15 protein-coding genes are annotated in these 20869 nt (G+C 46.5%); 5 read left to right on the top strand and 10 right to left on the bottom strand.

Annotated elements, in window-relative coordinates:
* Positions 1-23 precede the first annotated feature (23 nt).
* Positions 24-365 (top strand): hypothetical protein, encoded by a 342-nt coding sequence (locus HUX74_RS07790; RefSeq protein ID WP_008661937.1) that lies wholly within the window; start codon positions 24-26, stop codon positions 363-365.
* Between the two features lie 153 nt (positions 366-518).
* Here the strand turns inward: HUX74_RS07790 and HUX74_RS07785 are convergent, their stop codons facing one another.
* Positions 519-671, bottom strand: a complete 153-nt coding sequence (locus HUX74_RS07785) for a hypothetical protein (protein WP_158562867.1) — start codon at positions 669-671, stop codon at positions 519-521.
* Entirely contained in the window at positions 668-829 is a 162-nt protein-coding gene (locus HUX74_RS07780; protein ID WP_005825763.1) for a hypothetical protein, read from the bottom strand. Before HUX74_RS07780 ends, HUX74_RS07785 begins: the two co-directional genes overlap by 4 nt.
* 329 nt (positions 830-1158) lie before the next feature.
* On the opposite strand from HUX74_RS07780, the gene HUX74_RS07775 reads away from it, so the two are divergent.
* Together HUX74_RS07775 and HUX74_RS07770 are read left to right on the top strand one after the other, a co-directional pair.
* On the top strand, positions 1159-2112 hold the full coding sequence (locus tag HUX74_RS07775; RefSeq protein ID WP_174646454.1) for a site-specific integrase: 954 nt from the start codon (positions 1159-1161) through the stop codon (positions 2110-2112).
* 364 nt (positions 2113-2476) lie between these two features.
* Positions 2477-5065, top strand: coding sequence for a PL29 family lyase N-terminal domain-containing protein (locus HUX74_RS07770; RefSeq protein WP_226791298.1), 2589 nt, complete (start codon positions 2477-2479; stop codon positions 5063-5065).
* A gap of 258 nt (positions 5066-5323) precedes the next feature.
* Here HUX74_RS07770 and HUX74_RS07765 read toward each other — a convergent pair whose 3' ends face one another.
* Both HUX74_RS07765 and HUX74_RS07760 read right to left on the bottom strand, forming a co-directional pair.
* Entirely contained in the window at positions 5324-5947 is a 624-nt protein-coding gene (locus HUX74_RS07765; protein ID WP_117967131.1) for an HU family DNA-binding protein, read from the bottom strand.
* A 3-nt stretch (positions 5948-5950) separates the two neighbouring features.
* Positions 5951-6097, bottom strand: coding sequence for a hypothetical protein (locus tag HUX74_RS07760; protein ID WP_174646453.1), 147 nt, complete (start codon positions 6095-6097; stop codon positions 5951-5953).
* Between the two features lie 250 nt (positions 6098-6347).
* On the opposite strand from HUX74_RS07760, the gene HUX74_RS07755 reads away from it, so the two are divergent.
* Entirely contained in the window at positions 6348-8438 is a 2091-nt protein-coding gene (locus HUX74_RS07755) for a BT4734/BF3469 family protein (RefSeq protein ID WP_138346589.1), read from the top strand.
* Here the strand turns inward: HUX74_RS07755 and HUX74_RS07750 are convergent.
* From HUX74_RS07750 to HUX74_RS07725, 6 genes are all read right to left on the bottom strand, one after another.
* A complete protein-coding gene (locus HUX74_RS07750) occupies positions 8435-8896 on the bottom strand; it encodes a low molecular weight protein-tyrosine-phosphatase (RefSeq protein WP_005825832.1) in 462 nt (153 codons plus the stop codon). The genes HUX74_RS07755 and HUX74_RS07750 overlap by 4 nt on opposite strands.
* A 21-nt stretch (positions 8897-8917) precedes the next feature.
* A complete protein-coding gene (priA, locus tag HUX74_RS07745) occupies positions 8918-11383 on the bottom strand; it encodes a primosomal protein N' (protein WP_174646452.1) in 2466 nt (821 codons plus the stop codon).
* A gap of 462 nt (positions 11384-11845) precedes the next feature.
* Positions 11846-14875 (bottom strand): cell surface protein, encoded by a 3030-nt coding sequence (locus tag HUX74_RS07740; RefSeq protein ID WP_174646451.1) that lies wholly within the window; start codon positions 14873-14875, stop codon positions 11846-11848.
* 435 nt (positions 14876-15310) lie between these two features.
* Positions 15311-16264 (bottom strand): site-specific integrase, encoded by a 954-nt coding sequence (locus HUX74_RS07735; protein ID WP_174646450.1) that lies wholly within the window; start codon positions 16262-16264, stop codon positions 15311-15313.
* Between the two features lie 133 nt (positions 16265-16397).
* Positions 16398-17171 (bottom strand): hypothetical protein, encoded by a 774-nt coding sequence (locus tag HUX74_RS07730; RefSeq protein WP_174646449.1) that lies wholly within the window; start codon positions 17169-17171, stop codon positions 16398-16400.
* Positions 17172-17176: 5 nt separating this feature from the next.
* A complete protein-coding gene (locus tag HUX74_RS07725; RefSeq protein ID WP_117600993.1) occupies positions 17177-19237 on the bottom strand; it encodes an HD family phosphohydrolase in 2061 nt (686 codons plus the stop codon).
* Positions 19238-19334: 97 nt separating this feature from the next.
* On the opposite strand from HUX74_RS07725, the gene gltX reads away from it, so the two are divergent.
* Positions 19335-20861 carry a glutamate--tRNA ligase gene (gene gltX / locus HUX74_RS07720; RefSeq protein WP_174646448.1) on the top strand — a complete coding sequence of 509 codons (1527 nt, stop codon included), beginning with the start codon at positions 19335-19337 and terminating at the stop codon, positions 20859-20861.
* Positions 20862-20869 lie beyond the last annotated feature (8 nt).

Genomic DNA, 20869 nt, shown 5'->3' with positions numbered 1-20869 from the left:
TGATTAAATAAAAACAGATGAAGATGAAAAGATTTATTTATTCTTCAATGCTCTTGATGGGTATCTGTGTGTTAGTAGCCTGTACCGGAAAAAGCAGTAGCCATCCCTTTGGCGGCACTTTTTTTACGGAAGAAGGAGTACGCTTTGAACTTAAAGCGGATTCAACCACACTTATCCAGTTTAACGACTCGCTGACTTATGAAGGTACTTGGCAAGTCTGTAAAAGTGCAGATAATTTGGAATATGCTACAATTGAGTTTGCCGGATATCCTGCTTACTATTTCCTGAAAGACGGAAAGCTCTATCGTAGTGAACGGGAAATGCGCAATGACGTATTGGGCAGAAGAATCAATTACCCAAAATGATATAAGCTAGATATTCCATACTAGAAACGGCTATTTCCATTTTCCTTCTTAGGAAAACGGAAATAGCCATCTTTGTATATATCGACAAGAAAGAAAGGAGCATCCAGTTCATACTCTTCGTTGCGTATCACATATCTTGTTGCCCAAGCAGCTTTAAACTGCCAAAGGCAGTACTTGGAGAATCAATGCCGACACCTTGTAGAAAAGGAAGACTGGAACCCTCATCTCTACAGCTAAGCCTATCAATACCTTCTTGTCTGTTTCATCCATTGACGGCTGAAATGAAACTTCTATGCCATCTGTCATGGATTGGTTGAAATGGTGGGAATAAAATGAAAGTGAGTGATGAGATACTCCAGGCGTTCCATAGGATATTGCTGAAGCATAATCCACAATAATCGTGCGGCAAAGTCGGCAGTGCCTGTTACCAACTGCAGGTTCAACTGAAAAACGGGACGTGACAATCCTTTCGTTACTTTTTGGACGAGGCTGGTCTTGCTGAAACGTCGTGGACTAATAAATATCAGGCGATTTTCACTTGCAAGTATCTCTCTTACTCTTCCCTATTCCGCTACCCTATCCGTAAAGTATTCACCGTCTACAATGGTACTGAATTTAAATGGATTATTCATATTGCGATTTTTTTTCAATGCGACTTTTTTCGCAAATATAGTGAATATATTTGGGGGCATTCTGAAAGACTGGCTAAAATGAAAAATACATTATAAGCTTCTGTTTTTCTTCATTTTATTGTATATACTTGTAAGATAAACTCTTTATAAATAAATTGGAAATGAGCAGAAATGAAATTACCTTACAAGAGATGTTCTCCTCAGTCATCGGGGAACTCCGGGAAGGCGGCAGATGGGGGACAGCACACATCTACCAATCAGCGATGAATGCATTCTCGGGATTCACCAAATGGCAACCAATGCCCATGCGCAAGCTGAGCCCGACCGTACTGAAGAGGTTCGAAAACTACCTCAGGCAGAGGAACTGCAGTTGGAACACCGTGTCCACCTACATCAAGACGGTACGCTCGGTGTATCATCGGGCGGTGGACAGAAAGTACATACGGTATGTACCCAGACTGTTCGAGCATGTGTATACCGGCACACGGGTAGACAAGAAGAAGGCGCTCAAGGCATCCGACATCAGCAGCCTGGTAAGGGAGACGGAAAGGAGCCTGCAAGGAGGGACGCTCCCAAACGCACAGCAGAGAACAAGGATTTTCTTCGTACTCATGTTCATGCTCAGGGGCATACCCTTTGTGGACCTGGCGTACCTGCACAAAAGGGACCTGCAAGGGAATGTACTGTCTTACAGAAGGCGGAAGACGGGACGGGCACTGACCGTGTCACTCACACCCGAAGCCATGCAGATGGTCAGGATGGTGGCGGACAGGAACCCCGACTCCCCCTATCTGTTTCCCATCCTGCAGAGCGAGGAAGGCACGGAAGCCGCATACCGGGAATACCAGTCGGCACTCAGGGCATTCAACCAGCGTTTGGCAGTACTCAGACAGTGTCTGGGAATGCAGTCGGCACTCAGCACCTATGCGGCGAGACATACCTGGGCCACAATGGCTTACCATTGCGAGATACACCCCGGAATCATATCGGAAGCCATGGGGCACTCCTCCATCACGGTGACGGAAACCTATCTGAAGCCTTTCAGCAACAGAAAGATTGACGAGGCAAATCAGAGGGTAATTTCTTTTGTAAGAAGTGGAGCGTGTATGGTGTAAAAGACGTTACTGCTTTTGATAGGATAGAATAGATTTGTCGCACATTTTCCGGAATCTTCAAACAGAGTTTTGAGGAACGGAATGGTGTTGCCTTTATGGAGCTCACATCGGTTCTATCAATATATTGTTATTCAACCTTTTGAGCTAAAAAATACACACTTCCATTTTTTGAAGACCTCATTTCATTACTTTCCCATTGTCACTTTTCTGGACTTCCAATCCTCTTTCCAATATCCCAACGAACAGATTTTTACTATTCTGGACAAGCCCCACCTATTTTCTCCTTATTCCCTGATTATTAACGAAATTAACAAGATTTCATTACCTGCGAAGTAACGGAAAAAATCATGTAATCAACAGCTATGTGAAAGGGAATGAAAATGAGAGATTATTCACTTTTTTATTTTTTAAATTTATAAATTTAAAGTTTTCAATTATGAACAAGAAGTTTCTAAGTGTGATCCTGTTCAGTGCCTTAATGGTTGGTACTGCAGGAACTTTCACGTCTTGTAAGGACTATGATGATGACATCGACAACTTACAAGAACAGATTACCTCTAACAAAGATGCTATTGCTGCTTTAGAGAGTCAAATCAAAAGCGGCGAATGGGTGTCCGGCGTGACATCTACTGACAATGGTATTGTTGTTACTTTGGGTAATGGAACCAGCTACACTATTACCAATGGTGAAGCAGGTAAAGACGGTGTGACTCCGAAAATTGCAGTGAACAATGACAAAATCCAAGTAAGCTATGACAATGGCACTACTTGGATTGACCTTATTTCACTGGAAGACTTGAAGGGTGAAGCAGGTGATGCTGCTGAGACTCCGATTTTCTCTGTAGGAGAAGACGGCCACATCTATGTACAATATGGCAAGGATGGCGAGAAGCAAGACTTGGGTGTTTCTACAGGTGGTATCTACTATGTAGAAGATGGTGCTAAGTTGACTATCCATATCCCGAATAAAGAAGGTGTTTACGAAGATATCGTATTGCCGAGAGCTGCTGCTATTTCCAGCATTAAAGCTGTTACTGTAACAGAAGCAGATGATAATGCTACAATTGCTGAAGGTGCAACTGTTAATTTGGTATACGGTGTAGCTGCAGATAAAGGTGAATACTTTGATGGTACTCCGTTTGCTAAAGGTGACATCTTGTTGCCTACTAAAGAAGCTAATGGCGTACTTAACGCTCAAGTAAATCCAACAATTGCAGATGCAACGGTTTATAAATTCCAATTGGTTGACTCTAAAGGATTCTCTATCTTTAATTTGAACGCAGCTGTTCCCAATATGACAGAAAAACCTTTGTCAAGAGCTGCTACAGCCAATAAGGGTATCTATAATATGGCTATTTCTTTTGCAGCTGGTGTTACTACTGAGCAAATTGATAAGGTTAAGGGGCAAGCTTTTGCTATTGCAACAAAAGATGCTTATGACAACGAAGTACTGTCTGCTTATGATGTAACGGCTACTGCAACAAAGGCTGGTGCCTCTAGTTTGACAGTTAAAAAAGCAACAGTAGAAGCAGAAATCAATCAAGATTTTGACTTGAGTGCCTGCGTTGATATGGAGAATGTCATTGATGTGAAATATTTCATCGATACAGACCAGACAGCTGCTGCTGATGCTGCTAAGGCTAAGATTACAGGAACTAATATTAAGGGCGAAGTTGCTGGTAAGACAGTTGTAGTGAGTGTTAAGTATTTGACTGCTACAGGTAAAGTTGACCCTACTGCTACTAAGAAGATTTCCGTTAAGTTTATCAATCCTGCTATTGAAAATGCCTTTACTCAAGAATTGGTATTGAAAGCCGATAATAGTAAGAATGTATTGGTATTCGATTTAACTAGCTTGTTTGATAATACTACTACTGATCTTAGCTCTTATAAGATTGAGGTTGGTAATGCCAAATTTACTGTAGATGTCAAGGATGCTAATGGCACAGTGGTATTTGCAAAGGGTACTGAAGCGGAAGCTATAACAACAACGGGCAAAATTGTATCTGGCAATGCTACGGAAAAACCAAACGGTTATTACAAGCACACTTTGACTTACTCAGTAGATAATACAAAGGTGGTCCCTGGAACCTACGAAGCCGAAGTAACTTATGGTTCAAGCCCGAAGAATACAGTTAAGCTGACTTTGATTGTAAAAGAAGATGCTACTTCTTATGATTTCAAACCGCTGCCTCTGTACTTCAATGGTAACGCTGCTGTAGCTTATGGTACTCCTGTTGATGATAAGATCAATTACAACTTGAAGGGGCTGTTTGGTGTAGAAGACTGGACAAATGTTACATTCTCAGAAACAGTTCCTGCAGAGTATGAAAAAGACGGTGTTAAATGGACTGCTAATAAGTGGATTGTTGATGCTGAAGCTGCCAACTCCGGTGACATCATTGTAGATAAGGTGGCTGCTAAAACCGACGATAAGACTGGTAACTTCGGTGGTGCTTACGAACCTCGTTCATTGAAGGCTATTTACACTCCGTATGGTAATACTTACTTGACAACTGTAAAATATGAATTTACCTTGACCATCAAGTCTGCTGTATTCGAAGGTACACTTGATTATGTGAAGTATGATACAAAAGCCAAGAAGTATGTGGCAGGTACTCCTAAAGAAATTTCAGTTGCTGACGAAGAAGCAAAAATAACTTTGAAGGGAGATGAAATCCGTGGTGTTACTAAGACTAATGTAGAATATTTCGGAAATAGCGAAGCTGACAAATTTACTAAAGCTGGTGTAGATAATGTTTCTATAGCTTTGGATGACACAGCTAAGAAGTATTTGAACATAAGTGCAGCTAATTTCACAAATGAGATTACACTCACTCCGATTGCCGATGTTACTGCTCCTGCTACTACACTGACTTGCAACATCGTAGTAAGTGTTGTTGATGAATGGGGTAAGACTAAGACTGTCAATGTACCTGTAGTACTGAAATAAGCCGAAACAAGTTACTTCTCTTAATCTGAGAAGTCCTTGATACAATATGAATAGGAGGAAAACAATAAAACGTTTTCCTCCTATTTTGATTTTAACAAATCCACTCTGAAATTTATTTTCCATCACTTTGCTTCCACACTTCCACCCACCTCCTGCATCCCCCTATCCATCGGCATTTGAGCTGCTGTGGAAGCAACAAAAAAAGGTGGAAGCAAATTTTGCTTCCACCTACTCAAAACGCTATAGTTTTACCGTAACCTACTCGTCTCTACCATAATACCCCGTGCAAGGTACATAAATCGGTTGGTTCAGTTTTCCTGCATTCTCGAGTTTGCCTTCGCTGCGAAGCAGGCGAATATGAAGCTGTGCCGTAGAGCGCATCATTCCGCAGAGGCTCTGAAAATCACTGCGCGTAAGGAACTGATGCGTAGAGAAGTAGCTCGTCAGCCGCCTGTCAATCTCCTTGTCACTCAGTTTTTGGGAATGCTCATTCAGCCCCAGTGGTTTAGCTTTGATAGCGCCTATCTCATTCTTCAGTACCTGGTCGGCACGAAACTTGATGCCCTTCAGCTTAATCTTGGTGGTTTTACGTTTGGTCGCAGCGGTCACCGGCTCCGTGCTAGTCAGTACGGGATGGAAATAGCCGATACCGTCCAGATGCACCTGCCGCCCCTCGGCAAGGTCTTCCCCCATGACGTGCGACAAGGCATCCAGCACCGCCGAAACATCAGTCTTCGTCAACGAACAGCGTTCCTGAATCCGACGTCTCAGTTCGGCAGTACTGGTAGAGCCGTTCAAGCGGATGCGCGGATGAAGTATCTTTTCTTCCCGCTGTTTGTCTTTAGGTTCCGGGAGCTCATACCAATCGAATAAAATTGCCATAGTTCAATGTCTTTTAAGTTGTTGTACAATACGTTCGCGCCCTATGCGGGATAGGTGCGGGTTACGTACTTCATCCGTAAAAGCTTTGGGGATAGAAACGCCTAACGACCATGAACAGCTCTGCTTACGGTCGTCAAGCGATTGCTTCATGGCCGTAAGCAGAGCTGTTCATGGTCGTTAGGCGTCATCTATTCCCTATACAAAAGTAGACAAACAAAGGGAGAAAAACAAAGGAATGCCTATGTTTTAAAAAAGAAATCCAAAGGTTTCCGATACCACGCTGTATAGTTTGTGGAAGCAGGGATTTATTTAATAATTATTCTACTGAATACTTGTTTTCCGCCTTCTGATATCGTATCTTTACGAGAATTATATTTACTTAAACAAGCTGACAAACAGAATGAAAATTACCTTGATTAGAGCAGAAAAAGAGAGCGGAAAGGAAGCCCTCAGCACCCTGGAAGCGGATGCACTGATTAAAAAACTGAAAACCGAAACCAAAGCCGGACATGTATCGACCCTCCGGGCCATCCTTCCTCAACTGGAGGGTACTTGCGCCCAATACGAACATATAGACAAACTGCCACGCATCTACCCTGCCGTGGAATATAGCCGTACGCAAGAGGGAGAACGGCAGATGAAGAACTATAACGGACTCGTACAACTGGAAGTAAACCGTCTGTCGGGCATTGCCGAAGCGGAATATGTAAAGCGACAAGCCGCCCTGCTGCCACAGACCTTTGCCGCTTTCTGCGGTTCCAGCGGACGGAGTGCCAAGATATGGGTATTGTTTGCCCTGCCCGACGGCACAACGCCGAAGCGGGAGAGCGATGCCGCCTTGTTTCATGCCCACGCCTACCGTATGGCGGTGAAGTGCTACCAGCCCTTACTGCCGTTTGCCATTACATTGAAAGAACCTTCCCTTACACAGAGTTGCCGCATGACTCTGGATGGATATCCTTACTACAATCCTGCCGCTGTGCCTTTCTGCTTGGAACAACCCCTCGGCATGCCCGAGGAAGAGAACTTCCGGCAACGAAAACTCGCAGAAAAGAACCCGCTGTTGCGGCTGCATCCGGACAGTAAAGCCTCGGACACCTTCGCCATACTCTTCGAATCGGCCCTTGACCGTGCATTTCGCGAATTGGACGGCTGGAAACGGGACGAGGATTTACGGATACTGCTGGTGCCTCTGGCCGAACATTGTTTCAAGGCAGGCATCCCCGAAGAGGAAGTAGTCCGCCAGACATTGATGCACTATTACCGGGAAGCGGATGAATTCATTGTTCGTCAAACGATTCATAACCTATATCAAGAGCTTAAAGGCTTCGGGAAAAAGAGCAGTCTGACGCAAGAGCAGGAGAGCGTTTTCCGGCTGGAAGAGTTTATGGGCCGCCGGTATGAGTTCCGCTACAACACCGTTCTGGATGATTTGGAATACCGTCAGCGCGACTCCGTCCATTTCTATTTCAAGCCTGCTGACCAGCGTGCCCGCAGTACGGTCTCCATGAATGCCCTGAAGGAGGGTATCCGCGTATGGGACCGCGACATCAACCGTTTCCTTACTTCAGACCATGTGCCACTCTATAATCCCGTCGAAGAATACCTTTACGATACCGGCCGCTGGGACGGGAAAGACCGCATCCGGGCGTTGGCCGACCTCGTCCCGTGCCACAATCCTCATTGGCGGGAGTTGTTCTACCGCTGGTTCCTAGGCATGGTGGCACACTGGCGTGGAATGGACCGACAACACGGAAACAATACTTCTCCTCTGCTTGTCGGTTCCCAAGGGTTCCGGAAATCCACCTTTTGCCGCATTTTGCTGCCACCGGAGCTGCGTTTCGGCTATACGGACAGCATTGACTTCAAGAGCAGGCAGGAAGCGGAACGCAGCCTGGGACGCTTTCTGCTCGTCAACATCGACGAGTTCGACCAAATCAACATCAACCAGCAGGGCTTTCTGAAGCATCTGCTGCAGAAACCGGTTGCCAACCTGCGCAAACCCTACGGCAGCACCATCCGGGAGATGCGGCGGTATGCCTCCTTCATCGGCACCAGCAACCAGAAGGACTTGTTGTCAGACCCCAGTGGCAGCCGCCGTTTCATCTGCATTGAGGTCACCGGCCCCATTGATACGAATGTCACCATCAACTACCGCCAGCTCTATGCACAAGCTCTGAATGCCGTAGCCAAAGGTGAGCGCTACTGGCTGGATGATGCCGATGAAGCCATCTTGAAGCGGACGAACCGGGAATTTGAACAGCTCACCCCACTGGAACAACTCTTCCACAGCCATTTCCGCGCGGCAGAAGAGGATGAGGAGGGGCAATGGATGATGCCCATGCAGATTCTTTCCGCCTTGCAGACAAAGACGCGGGACCGTCTGGCAATCAACAAGGTTGCCGTATTCGGGCGGACGCTCAAGAAGCTTGAAATACCGAACAAGAAGTCACGGCAGGGGACACTGTATCATGTAATGCCGCTGGATTAAATGCTCTGCAGTAACCCGGCACAAGCATCCTCCAGAATGTCCAGCACATACTCAAAACCTTCGGAACCGCCGTAGTAGGGGTCCGGTACATGGTCGGCATGGGTAAACTTTGTACAGTATTCCGTCATGCGGTGTATCTTGCTCCATTCGGCGGTTGAAGGGGCGCGGTCTTTCAGGTCGTCGATGTTGCGGTCGTCCATACCGATAATCAGGTCGAAGTTGTAAAAATCCTCGGTACGTACGGGGCGCGAAAGATGCGTCAGATTGTATCCACGGCGGGCAGCATGGGCACGCATCCGGCTGTCCGGCAGTTCGCCCTGGTGATAAGACAGAATGCCTGCAGAATCGATTAAAAACTCATCCGCACGTCCGGCTTCTTCTACCAGATGCTTCATGACTCCCTCTGCCGAGGAGGAACGGCAAATGTTGCCAAGGCAAACGAAAAGTATCTTCTTCATATTTCTATAGTTACGAGTTATTTACATCGGGTCTACATCATAATACACTATCAGCGACTTGAAGCGGTCTTCCGCTACCATCTCCTTTTGCACCTGGACGAGCAGTTCGCGGGCACGGGCCATCGGGGCATTGGTTTCTATCTTCAAGACAATCTTTCGGATGAACAGGGTCTGTACGCGTGCTACGGGCGGCTTGTCCGGTCCCAGTACCCGGTTGCCAAAGACGGTGCGGAGCTTGGCGGCCATAGTCTGTGCCATGAGGTCGAGCAGGGTCTCGTTCCGGTTCTTCAGGTAGACATACACCAGGCGGTAGTAGGGCGGGTAGTGGAACATCTGGCGTTCGGCAAGCTGCCCGCCTACCATGGCTTCGTAGTCGTTGGCAATGACTTGCGGGATGATGGGATGGTCGATGCTTTTGGTTTGTAGCACCACCCTGCCGCGCTTGTTCTTCCGTCCGGCGCGTCCGGCAACCTGCGCCATGAGCTGGAAGGCGCGCTCGTAGGCGCGGAAGTCGGGATAGTTCAGCATAGTGTCGGCATTGAGTATGCCCACAATGCTGACGTGGTCGAAGTCCAGACCCTTGGACACCATTTGTGTGCCTATCAGGATGTCCGTCTTGCCTTGCTGGAAATCGGAGATGATGCGCTCGTAAGCGGTACGGGTGCGGGTGGTGTCCAAGTCCATACGGGCTACTCGAGCGTCGGGGAAAAGGGCTTTGATGTCATCTTCTATTTTCTCCGTGCCGAAGCCGCGGTTGCGCAGGTCAGTGCCCTCGCAGGCGGGGCAGATGCGGGGCAGTTGGTAGGTGTAGCCACAGTAGTGGCAGGTCAGTTGGTTCAGCCCCTTGTGGTAGGTGAGGCTGACGTCGCAGTTCTTGCACTTGGGTACCCAGCCGCAGGTGTTGCACTCTATCATGGGGGCGAAGCCGCGGCGGTTCTGAAAGAGGATGACTTGTTTTTTCTGTTCCAGCGCTTCGCGGATGTATTGCAGGAGCAGTGGAGAGAACGGACCTTTCATCATCTTCTTGCGGTGCAGTTCCTTAATGTCTACGGGGATAATCTCCGGCAGTTGTATCTCTTTATAGCGTTCTTTCAGTTCCACGAGGCCATACTTACCGGATGTGGCATTGTGCCAAGTCTCTACAGAAGGGGTTGCCGTACCCAACAGAGTTTTGGCGCCGTACATGGAGGCGAGTACAATGGCTGCATTGCGAGCATGATAGCGAGGGGCGGGGTCTTGCTGCTTGTAGGTGTTTTCGTGCTCCTCGTCCACAATCACGAGACCGAGGTTGCGGAAAGGAAGGAAGACGGAGGAGCGGACGCCGAGAATAATGTCATAGTCTGCTTCCGACAGCTGCTTCTGCCAGATTTCCACCCGTTCGGCATCGGGGAACTTGGAGTGATAGATGCCCAGTCGGGAGCCGAATACGCGTTGCAGGCGCTCTGTGATTTGTGCAGTGAGAGCTATTTCGGGCAGGAGATAGAGCACTTGCTTTCCTTGCCGGATGGTTTCTTCTATCAGATGAATATAGACTTCGGTCTTGCCGCTTGCCGTGACGCCATGCAGCAGGCAGACGTTCTTGCTTTGAAAATTCTCTAAGATGGAGTGATAAGCGCGTTGCTGGTGCTCGTTCAGCGGGTTGACGGGGATGACTTCTTTGAGGAGTGTTTTGTCTATGCGGCCTATTTCCTGCTGGTAGACTTCGAATACACCACGGTCCACAAGACCGTTGAATACGGCAGGGGTGGCGGAGGTGCGTTGCAGCAGTTCGGCTTTGGAGACTTCTTTTATATCTCGTCCGCTGAGGTAGCCGGAGAGTTCCAGGTACTTCATCAGCAGGTCCAGTTGCTTGGGGGCACGGCGCTGCAACTCGTCGAAGAAGATGTGCAGGCGGTGTTCGTTGCGGGCGGCAGTGGTAAGGCGCACTCGGTTTTCGGTCTTAGGCTTATAGGTACGGCGCAATTCTTCCTTTACGAAGATGGCCTCTTTGTCGAGCAGTGACTTGATGACAGAAAGTATGTTCTTGATGCCGGTCTCTTTCTCCAGTTTCGTCACGCATTGCTCCGGGTCGGCAGAGAGCATATCCAGTATCTTCTGTTCCTTCTCCGGCAGGCGGACGTCGGACTCGAAATCGGGGTTGTACTCTACGATTGTTTCGCTTTCCAGCTTCAGGCCGGAGGGTAGGGCGGCTTTGTAGACGTCTCCTTGTGTGCAGAGGTAGTAGTCGGAGAGCCATTCCCAGAACTTGAACTGCCGCGGGAGCAGTATGGGGCGGGCATCCAGCAAGGCGGACACTTCCTTTACTTCGTATTCGGTGGGGGCACAATAGTGCACGTTGCGCACGATGGCTGTATAGTATTTCTTCCGTCCGAATGGCACTACCACCCGGCAACCGGTCTGCACTTCATCCGCCCACTCGTCGGGCAGGGAGTAGGTGAAGCAGCTGTGCAAAGGCAAAGGCAATATGACGTCGGCAAACTTTTTCATCGCGGGGACAAAGATAGTGGAAAGTGGAGGGAGAATGAAATGAACGGGGGCATTTTTTATGCTGAGGAGGGGGAGGAGGCTGTTGTGGATTTGGGATGAAGATAAGGGGGGATATGGGTATTGCAGATTTTATGGGTAGGATGGGTGTAGAAGTATGGGGAAACTGGTGCAAGTGTTTTATAAACTTTGTTCGATGTATTAAAATAAGAATGAGTTAGTTATGGTAAAACTATGGCGTCTTGAATAGGTGGAAGCAAATTTTGCTTCCACTTTTGGGAGTTACTTCCACAGCGGGGTAAATGCCGATGGACAGGGGGATGCAGGAGGTGGGTGGAAGTGTGGAAGCAAAGTAGGGAGAAAAAAGTAGGAGAAAACAATTTTGTTTTCTCCTACCCTCATAAAGTACGGAAGCTTATTTTTTCAGTTAGGCTTCTCTTTCATCAATTACTAAGAATGAAAAAATTATTTCTTAATAACGAAGTATGGATATTCCTCAGGATTTTCGTGTCCGAAGAAGTCTACCATTGTGAACTTCAAGGTTGCAATAACATCAGAAGTCGGTGGATTTTGTCCCAATCTTGAAACAAATACAAATTCTTGAGTAACCGCATCAAATGTTACAGTAAAGTATTCGTCATCCACATTGTTAGAAGCCAAGTGGCATTCTTTGATATTTGCAGCAACAAAAGTAGGCGTGTAATCTATATCACCTTTCTTGAACTTCAGAATATTAGCAAGAGCAATTCTTGTTTCAGAAACGTTATAGATTAAGGATTCCTTAATTGGATTCTTCTTGTCATCAAAGTTCTTCCATTCAGAAGTGAAACCTTCACCACATACAAGTCTCAGTTTGAAGTTCTGGGCAGCCGGGGCTTTTACAGTGTAAGAGTAGTCTGCCGTTTCTGATGAAACATTGCTGTACTTATAGGATACGGTTACATCGTACATCTTTCCTTCTGGTTTATCTGCAAACAGAGCTGCTGCTTTATCCTTGTCATTGTTTACATCGAGACAGAATCCATATCTAGCAACACTTGCCTTATCAGAGTAGAATACAATCTGCTTTTCTGCGCAAGTGAATGTATAGTTGAAGTCGATGATTGCGTTGGTAGGATCAGAAACGCCATTGAATGCTGTACCCAGATTATGGATAGTAGTATTCCAGTTAGCTTCTGTTACTTCAACAACCTTTGCGCCTTCTTTGTCAAGTTGGTTGGCCTTAGCAGAGAATGCAGCAGGGAATTCTGGCATCTTCTTGGTTATTTCAATGGCAACTTTCTTAACTATTACATTCTTCTTACTATCGGTAAAGTTGAAATACATCTTATAAGTACCATTATCCTTGAACTTATTCAAATTACCCTTCAATGAAATAACTAACTTGCCTTCCTGGCTGTCGAAGTATTTGACGAAATTTTCATTGTCATTCGGATTATTCTCTATGTCAAATATCAAATTACCTACCTCATATTCATTATATTTATCTTCAAACAGTTTCAGAAGTTCTTCGTCCAAATCAATCTCAACATCACGTTCGTAATCACCATCAGGAGCATTCCATACCGGTACGTAATCAGCCTTCAACGTAGTAGTCATAGCATCGATGTCGCCTACTGCTACATAGAATGCCTTACCGTCCGGGTCAACCAAAGAACCGTTATTATTTACTGCATATACGCGGAAACCGATAATGTCACCATCAGCCTTCTCTGCATTGATAGACATTTCAATCTTACGGTTTGTCGTAATTGTATTCAGTCCTTCGATATCTGCCTCATAAGAGTTCCATGCCGTGATTTCAGACGGAGCACTTTCTACGGCACGTTGCGCGTCGAGCACTACATAGAAACCATAGATACCACTGATTTCCTCATCACTATAACTCAATTCTACGGTAAACTTTTCACCTACTTTTGTAGAGAAGAAAGATTTGCTAGAACCTTCTTTGTCACGGTTATCGCCACCCTTCCAAAGGTCTTGGTCTCTCCATGTGCCATATTTAGTAGTAGCATCAATAGATACATAAGAGCCGTTTTCCTCTATACGGTTTCCGTTTCCATCAACATTCCATTTATAGTCATAGAACAGCTTTTTGCTTGCATCAGCAGTTAAAGTTCCATCTTCAGCATACTGGAAACGGTTACGCAGATCATTCACATCCTTGTCGTTGACCTTGAAATTCAGTTCATACTGCGGTGTATATACAGAACCCAGTGTCAATTCATAACCGGTTGTCACACTACGTTCCACGTCGCCCGGTTTGTCTGTTACTGCTACTGCGTAGAGAATATCCTTCAGTTTCTTCACCGGTTCGTCTTCAGCGTTGCCGCTCTTATAGTCAAACTTTGCAGCTTTCAGCAAATTCTCTTCTGTATAGTTATCCTTGTTCAACTTGAATACGACTTTCCACAGACCATTAGAAGATACACCTCTGGTGGTTACTGTGCCTTTAAACTGCTCCACTTTCTCAACAGTCACCAGTTCATCTAGATTGCCCAGTGCAGAATTGACAAATGAAATCTGTCCTTCGGTCAAGGTGGCATTAGCCGGTGACACACGAATCAATACAGAGTCGCTGATGAATGCTCTTTCACCTTTTTTGAACTCCTTTTGATTAATGATTTCATAAGAATTTGCCTCTACTTCGTCGGAGCTGCCTTTACCAAACACACGGTCTTCTACAGCTTCAGCAGTACGCAAATCCATTATAGAAGGCTCACCTTCAATAATATTGTCAGTTTTGCTGCCGAATGAATAATTCAACAATTCTACATGAGTAACAGCTTTACTGAATGCAGCAGAAATCAAGTCTAATTTAGCGCCTACAACTTCTGTTACTTGTGCTGCAATTTTTGCAGCCATTTCTTCTGTCAGCTCGCCAGCTTGCAATTTTTCCAAATCAGCTTTTAAAGCAGCAATGGCAGCATCGTTGGTTCCTTTATATTCATCCAAAGCGGCAATTTGTGCTTCAATGGCAGCTTTGTTCTTACCAATCTGTTCTGCATTGGCAGCGACATCAGCTTTCAAGGTAGTGATGCTGCTCTGCAAAGCTACATCTGCTGCTGCCAATTTTTCCAATGTTGCTTCAGTAGTAGTTTTGAACTGTTCCAAAGTCTGGATTCTACCTGAAATTTCAGCCAGTTTTTCTTCTATTGCTGCTATACCGGCTTTGTCGGCCTCTTGCAACTCGGCTTTGACTTTTTCCAATTCAGCCTTTGCTGCAGCAATAGCAGCTTCTTGTGCTGCAAGGGCAGCCTTTGAAGCCTCGTCTTTTGCAGCAGCGATTTCACTCTGCAAACCACTTTGTGCAGACTGCAAATTGCTGATTGAGCTCTCTACAGCAGTAATCTTGGCACTCAGACCATTTTGACCGTCGATTTGTTCCTGCAAGTTGTTGATGTCATCATCGTAGTCCTTACAAGACGTAAACGTTCCTGCAGTACCAACCATTAAGGCACTGAACAGGATCACACTTAGAAACTTCTTGTTCATAATTGAAAACTTTAAATTTATAAATTTAAAAAATAAAAAAGTGAATAATCTCTCATTTTATATTCCATTCCTATATCCGTTTTGTTATATGATTTTCCGTTACTTCGCAGGTAATGAAATCTTGTTAATTTCGTTAATAATCAGGGAATAAGGAGGGAATAGGCTGATTTTGTTCAGAATAGTAAAAATCAGTCCGTTAGGATATTGGAAAGATAATATATAGTCTTAATCCCCAACATCATAGAAAAGCTACAATAGAAATTATGAAGTGAAAAAGTGCCTAATTTTCAATCAAAGCTTCTATCTTTCAGTTTATTGCTTACGTTGGGAATTTTTTTGTAAAGTCGATATCAATCCGTTCCTCAAAACTTTGTTTGAAGATTATAAAAAAGAAACAACAAGTTTGCTCTACTTCCTCAAAAGAAGTAATCTCTTTTATACTGGATATCCTTCGTTTTTTACAAAAGAAATTACCTTCTGATTGGCTTCGTCAATCTTTCTGTTGCTGAAAGGCTTCAGATAGGTTTCCGTCACTGTGATGGAGGAGTGCCCCATGGCTTCTGATATGATTCCGGGATGTATCTCGCAGTGGTAAGCCATGGTGGCCCAAGTATGTCTCGCGGCATAACTACTGAGTGCCGACTGCATTCCCAGACACTGCCTGAGCACTGCCAAACGTTGGTTGAATGCCCTGAGTGCCGACTGGTATTCCCGGTATGCCGCTTCTGTGCCTTCCTCACTTTGTAATATGGGGAATAAATAAGGAGAGTCCTTGTCCTTGTTTGCTATTATTCTCACCATCTGCATGGCTTCGGGTGTGAGTGACACGGTTAGTGCCCGTCCCGTCTTCCTGCGCCTATAAGACAAGGTGTTTCCTTGTAAGTCCCTTTTGTGCAGATACGCTAGGTCTACAAAAGGAATCCCTCTTAGCATAAACATCAATACAAAGAAAATTTTTGTTTTCTGTCGGGTGTTGGGAGAATTACCGGCCTGCAGGTTCATCTCTGTCTCTCGCACCAAAGAGCCTATGTCGGAAGCTTCGAGCGCTTTCTTCCTATCTGTCCGTGTACCGGTATACACATGTTCAAACAGTCTGGGTACATATCGCACCAGCTTTCTGTCCACTGTCCGGTTGTAAACCGAGCGTATTGCTTTAATATAGGTGGACACCGTATTCCAACTACAATTCCTCTGCCTGAGGAAGTTTTCGAATCTCTTCAGTACGGTCGGGCTCAGCTTGCGCATGGGCACCGATTGCCATTTGGCGAATACCGAGAATGCATTCACCGTTGACTGGTAGATGTGTGCTGTTCCCCACCTGCCGCTTTCCCGGAGTTCCCCGATGACTGAGGAGAACATCTCTTGTAAGGTAATTTCATTTCTGCTCATTTTCAAATTATTTATAAAAAGGTTTATCCTGCAATTATAAATAAATTGAGAGCAAGTGCAAAGGCATCATTCTGAAATCTGCGAAACGGGAATGATGCCGTATCCGGCAGCTTATTTGTTGGCTAACGTCTGTTTAGTGGCTGATATACGTATCCTGGAAGAACCGTTTGTTGTAGTTTAGGCTGCAAGTGGCATCCACTCCGGCTTGTTGCAGGCGTTCGGTAATCTCATTCAGCTTTTTCCTCGAAACCCTTCCGATATAAAACAGACGATAGCGGTAATCGTTGTCCAACAATTCCATGACGTGCGTGAAATTCTGTTCGCGGGCAAAGTCGAAGTTTACTTTTCTTAGGTTTTGGTACGGATAGCGGATGTTCCTGCCTACGCTGTGTATGATGAGGCCGTCATTGTCCAGCGTCAGGTAACAGAAGCGGGTCATCAGCATGCTGATGAAAAAAAGACTTAATGCAAACGAAATGATAGCCGGGATGAAGCCCCACCATACGTTGCCACTGACGGAATAATATCCCAAGATAAGGGACACTAGGAATAAGACAAAGAACCAGAACATATAGAGTGACGGGCGCTGGTATGTTTCTGTGGGAATCTTTGCGGCTGTCCGTTCCCTCGGTGCGTAGTTGTCGAAGGGGATTTCTTGGGAGACCAGGTAGCGGATGACCGAGGAAGGGTGACGGAAAGGAGGCAGATAGATTGCTTTTTCTTTCCCTTCCTTTAGATGTAAAGTCAGTATGCCCGGACCGTATTTGTCTTTTGCAGCCAGGTTGCTTTTGCGGGGAACCTGGTGGTAACGCTTCATGAAACTGAAACTCTTGATTTGGTGCAGTCCGATGTGCTGGCTTTGCAGCAGTTGTTCGGCTCTTTTCTGTTCTTTACTGGTCACTTCCATAGTTCTTATTTTTTAAGTTCGGGATAACTGATGCGGGTATGGTATATAGTCTTCAGCTTCTCCTTGAATACGTTCTTCACGGTGGCGATATCCTTGAAGGTGATGGGGCATTCCTTGAAATAGCCTTCTGCCACTTGCGAATCGATAATCTTGTCTACCAGGTTGCTGATGCTCTCTTCCGTATATTCGGGCAGACTGCGTGAAGCGGCTTCCACCGAATCGGCCATCATCAGGATAGCCTGCTCTTTGGTGAACGGGTTGGGACCGGGGTAAGTGAATGCCTCCTCGTTGGGGGCTTCACCGGGGTGTTCGTTTTTCCAGGAGATATAGAAATACTTCGTTTTTCCACGACCATGGTGAGTGGTGATGAAATCCTTGATTACTTTGGGGAGATTGTTCTTCTCGGCCAGCTTCAGCCCGTCCGTCACATGGCTGATGACGACTTGGGCACTTTGCTCATAGCCCAGATTCTTGTGCGGATTGACTCCGCCCGACTGATTCTCGGTGAAGAACACCGGATTCTCCATCTTGCCGATGTCATGATACAGCGCTCCGGTACGTACCAGCTGGCTTTTGGCTCCGATGCGGTTGGCCGCTTCTGCCGCAAGGTTGGCAACCTGCATGGAATGCTGGAAGGTGCCGGGAACTGTCTCGGACATGCGGCGCAGCAGGCTGTTATTGATGTTGGACAATTCGACCAGGGTGACATTGGAGGTAAAGCCGAACGTCTTTTCCACCAGGAAGAGCAGGGGATAGGTGAACAGCAGCAACACTCCGTTGATGACGAAATAGGTGTACATGCTTCCGTTGATTTTTGTCAAGTCGTTTTCTGTAATCAGCTCAAAAGCAAAGTAGACGGCAGCGTAGGTCAATATGACGAGGAAGGCTGTTCGGAACAGTTGCGACCGTTGTGAAAGCTCCCTCAGACTGAAGATGGCAACCAGTCCCGCCGAGAGTTGCAGAAGAATGAATTCATGCGGATAGCGCAGGCAGATGGAGCATATCAGTATGGTGGTGACTTGTGCGATGAAGGCCGTGCGTGAGTCGAGGAACACCCGGATGATGACCGGCAGCATGGCATACGGGATGATATAGACATTGAATATGTTGTTGGCAACCATGATGGCCGTCACCACGCAATAGAACATGATGAGGGCGAAGAGCAGGGAGAGGCTGCCCTTGCGCTTGTAGTAATCTTTACGGAACAAGTCGAGGTAGAGCATGAAACACAGCATGAAGATACTGGCAAACAGTACCTGCCCCGCCAGCATCAACCGTTTTTGCCCGATGGACTCACTGCGTTTGATGGATTCTTTCCGTAGACTTTCAAGGATGTTGTATGTCTCCTGGCTGACAATCTCGCCGCGGTCGATGATTTTCTGTCCGCTCAGTACGATGCCGTTGGCCCATGAATAGTTGTCGAGCATCTCCTTCTTGGCGGTCTCTGTCCGCTGCTCGTCATAGGTTAGATTAGGAAACAGATATTCGTTCAGCGAGCATTGCCGTAGAATGTCCGGGCGGTAGTGGGCGGTATCGGCCGTGAGTATATAGTTATAGGCATCCTTCACCGAATATACCTTGTTGATGTCCTGCTGGTTGGCCAGTTTGTCGTTAATGACCATGATGGCGGTTGTGCTGTCCTTATGCAGTTGGTTCAACTCTTCGGTGGAAACGATGCCGGCGCGATATACTTCAGAGAGTTTCCTTTCCAGAAAGCGGACGTAGTCGGTGGAGGGAAGCAGGCCGCGCAGGTGGGTCTGATAGTCTGCCTTCAACTTGGCGAGCACACTTTTCTCAATGCTTTTGTCCAGCTGGAAATACGGCTGGAAGGCGGCGAGGATACTGTCCTGCTCGCGTTTCACCACTTCGTCGGCCTTATAGATGGGGAAGTCGAAGGTGGCCATGAGCTGTCCGTACTTCCAGGGCTTGTCAATGTCGAACTGGTAGTTGAATTTACCGTCACGTGGCAGAAAATAGACAATAATCCCCACAGTGCCGATGAATATCAGTGCTCTGTATAGCAAATCTCTGAGTGAGAACTCTTTTTGGGTATTGAAATAACTCATATCGGCTGAAATTTTTGCGAAAAGTACAAAAAAAAACATTAGTGTGGAAAAAAAGGTTTAATTTTGCCGTCTAAAATATTCATAAGTAAGGTAGATTATGACAGAAAGAAAGGTCAGAGTCCGTTTTGCCCCGAGTCCTACGGGGGCGTTGCACATCGGCGGTGTGCGTACAGCTTTATACAATTATCTCTTTGCGCGTCAGCATGGAGGAGATTTGATATTTCGTATTGAAGATACTGATTCCAACCGGTTTGTACCGGGTGCGGAAGAATATATCCTGGAGTCTTTCAAGTGGTTGGGCATCCCGTTTGACGAGGGCGTGAGTTTCGGTGGAGACCATGGCCCGTACCGTCAGTCGGAACGTCGGGAAATATACAAGAAGTATGTTCAGATTCTGCTGGAGGACGGAAAAGCCTACATCGCTTTCGATACTCCTGAGGAGCTGGAAGTAAAGCGTGCGGAGATTGCGAATTTCCAGTACGATGCTTCTACCCGCATGCAGATGCGCAATTCACTGACCCTTCCTAAAGAAGAGGTAGACGCGCTGATTGCTGCCGGTAAGCAGTACGTGGTGCGTTTCAAGATAGAGCCGAACGAAGATGTGCATGTGAACGACTTGATTCGTGGGGAAGTGGTGATAAACTCTTCCATTCTTGATGACAAGGTTCTTTATAAATCGGCAGATGAACTACCTACTTACCATCTGGCCAATATTGTGGACGACCATTTGATGGAAGTGTCCCATGTGATACGTGGTGAGGAATGGTTGCCTTCCGCACCGTTGCATGTATTGCTCTACCGTGCCTTTGGGTGGGAGGATACCATGCCTGCCTTTGCGCATTTGCCCTTGTTGCTGAAGCCCGAGGGTAACGGCAAATTGAGTAAGCGTGACGGCGACCGTCTGGGCTTCCCGGTTTTCCCGTTGGAGTGGCATGACCCCAAGTCGGGAGATGTCTCTTCAGGTTACCGCGAATCTGGTTATCTGCCCGAAGCGGTCATTAATTTCCTGGCTCTGCTGGGCTGGAATCCGGGCAATGACCAGGAACTGATGTCTATGGATGAATTGGTGAAATTGTTTGATTTGAGCCATTGTAGCAAGTCGGGTGCCAAATTCGACTATAAGAAAGGTATCTGGTTCAACCATGAGTACATCATGATGAAACCGGATGCGGAGATAGCTTGTCTTTTCAGGCCGGTGCTGGAGTCTAACGGCATAGACGCCTCCAACTATAGCGACGAGTTCCTTACGAAAGTGATTTCACTGGTGAAGGGACGCGTCAACTTCGTAAAGGAACTGTGGGACCAGACCCGTTTCTTCTTCGTAGCTCCCACGGAATATGCGGCAAAGGATGTGAAGAAACGTTGGTCGGAAGATACTCCCCGCATCATGGCTGAATTGATGGATGTGCTGCGCGGTATCGGGGATTTCTCCTCCAAGCCTTCCGAAGATATTGTGATTGGCTGGATTACCGAGCGTGGCTATCACATGGGAAATGTGATGAATGCCTTCCGCTTGTCAGTGGTGGGCGAGTGTAAAGGTCCGCACATGTTCGACATTACCGAGCTGATTGGCAAGGAAGAGACGTTGGTCCGTATACAGCGTGCTGTTGATGCTTTAAAGTGAATAAATCT

This window comes from Bacteroides sp. Marseille-P8574 (assembly GCF_902825465.1).
In the GTDB taxonomy this organism is placed as follows: Bacteria; Bacteroidota; Bacteroidia; order Bacteroidales; family Bacteroidaceae; genus Bacteroides; species Bacteroides uniformis.
This window is presented reverse-complemented; position numbering and strand designations above follow the sequence as displayed.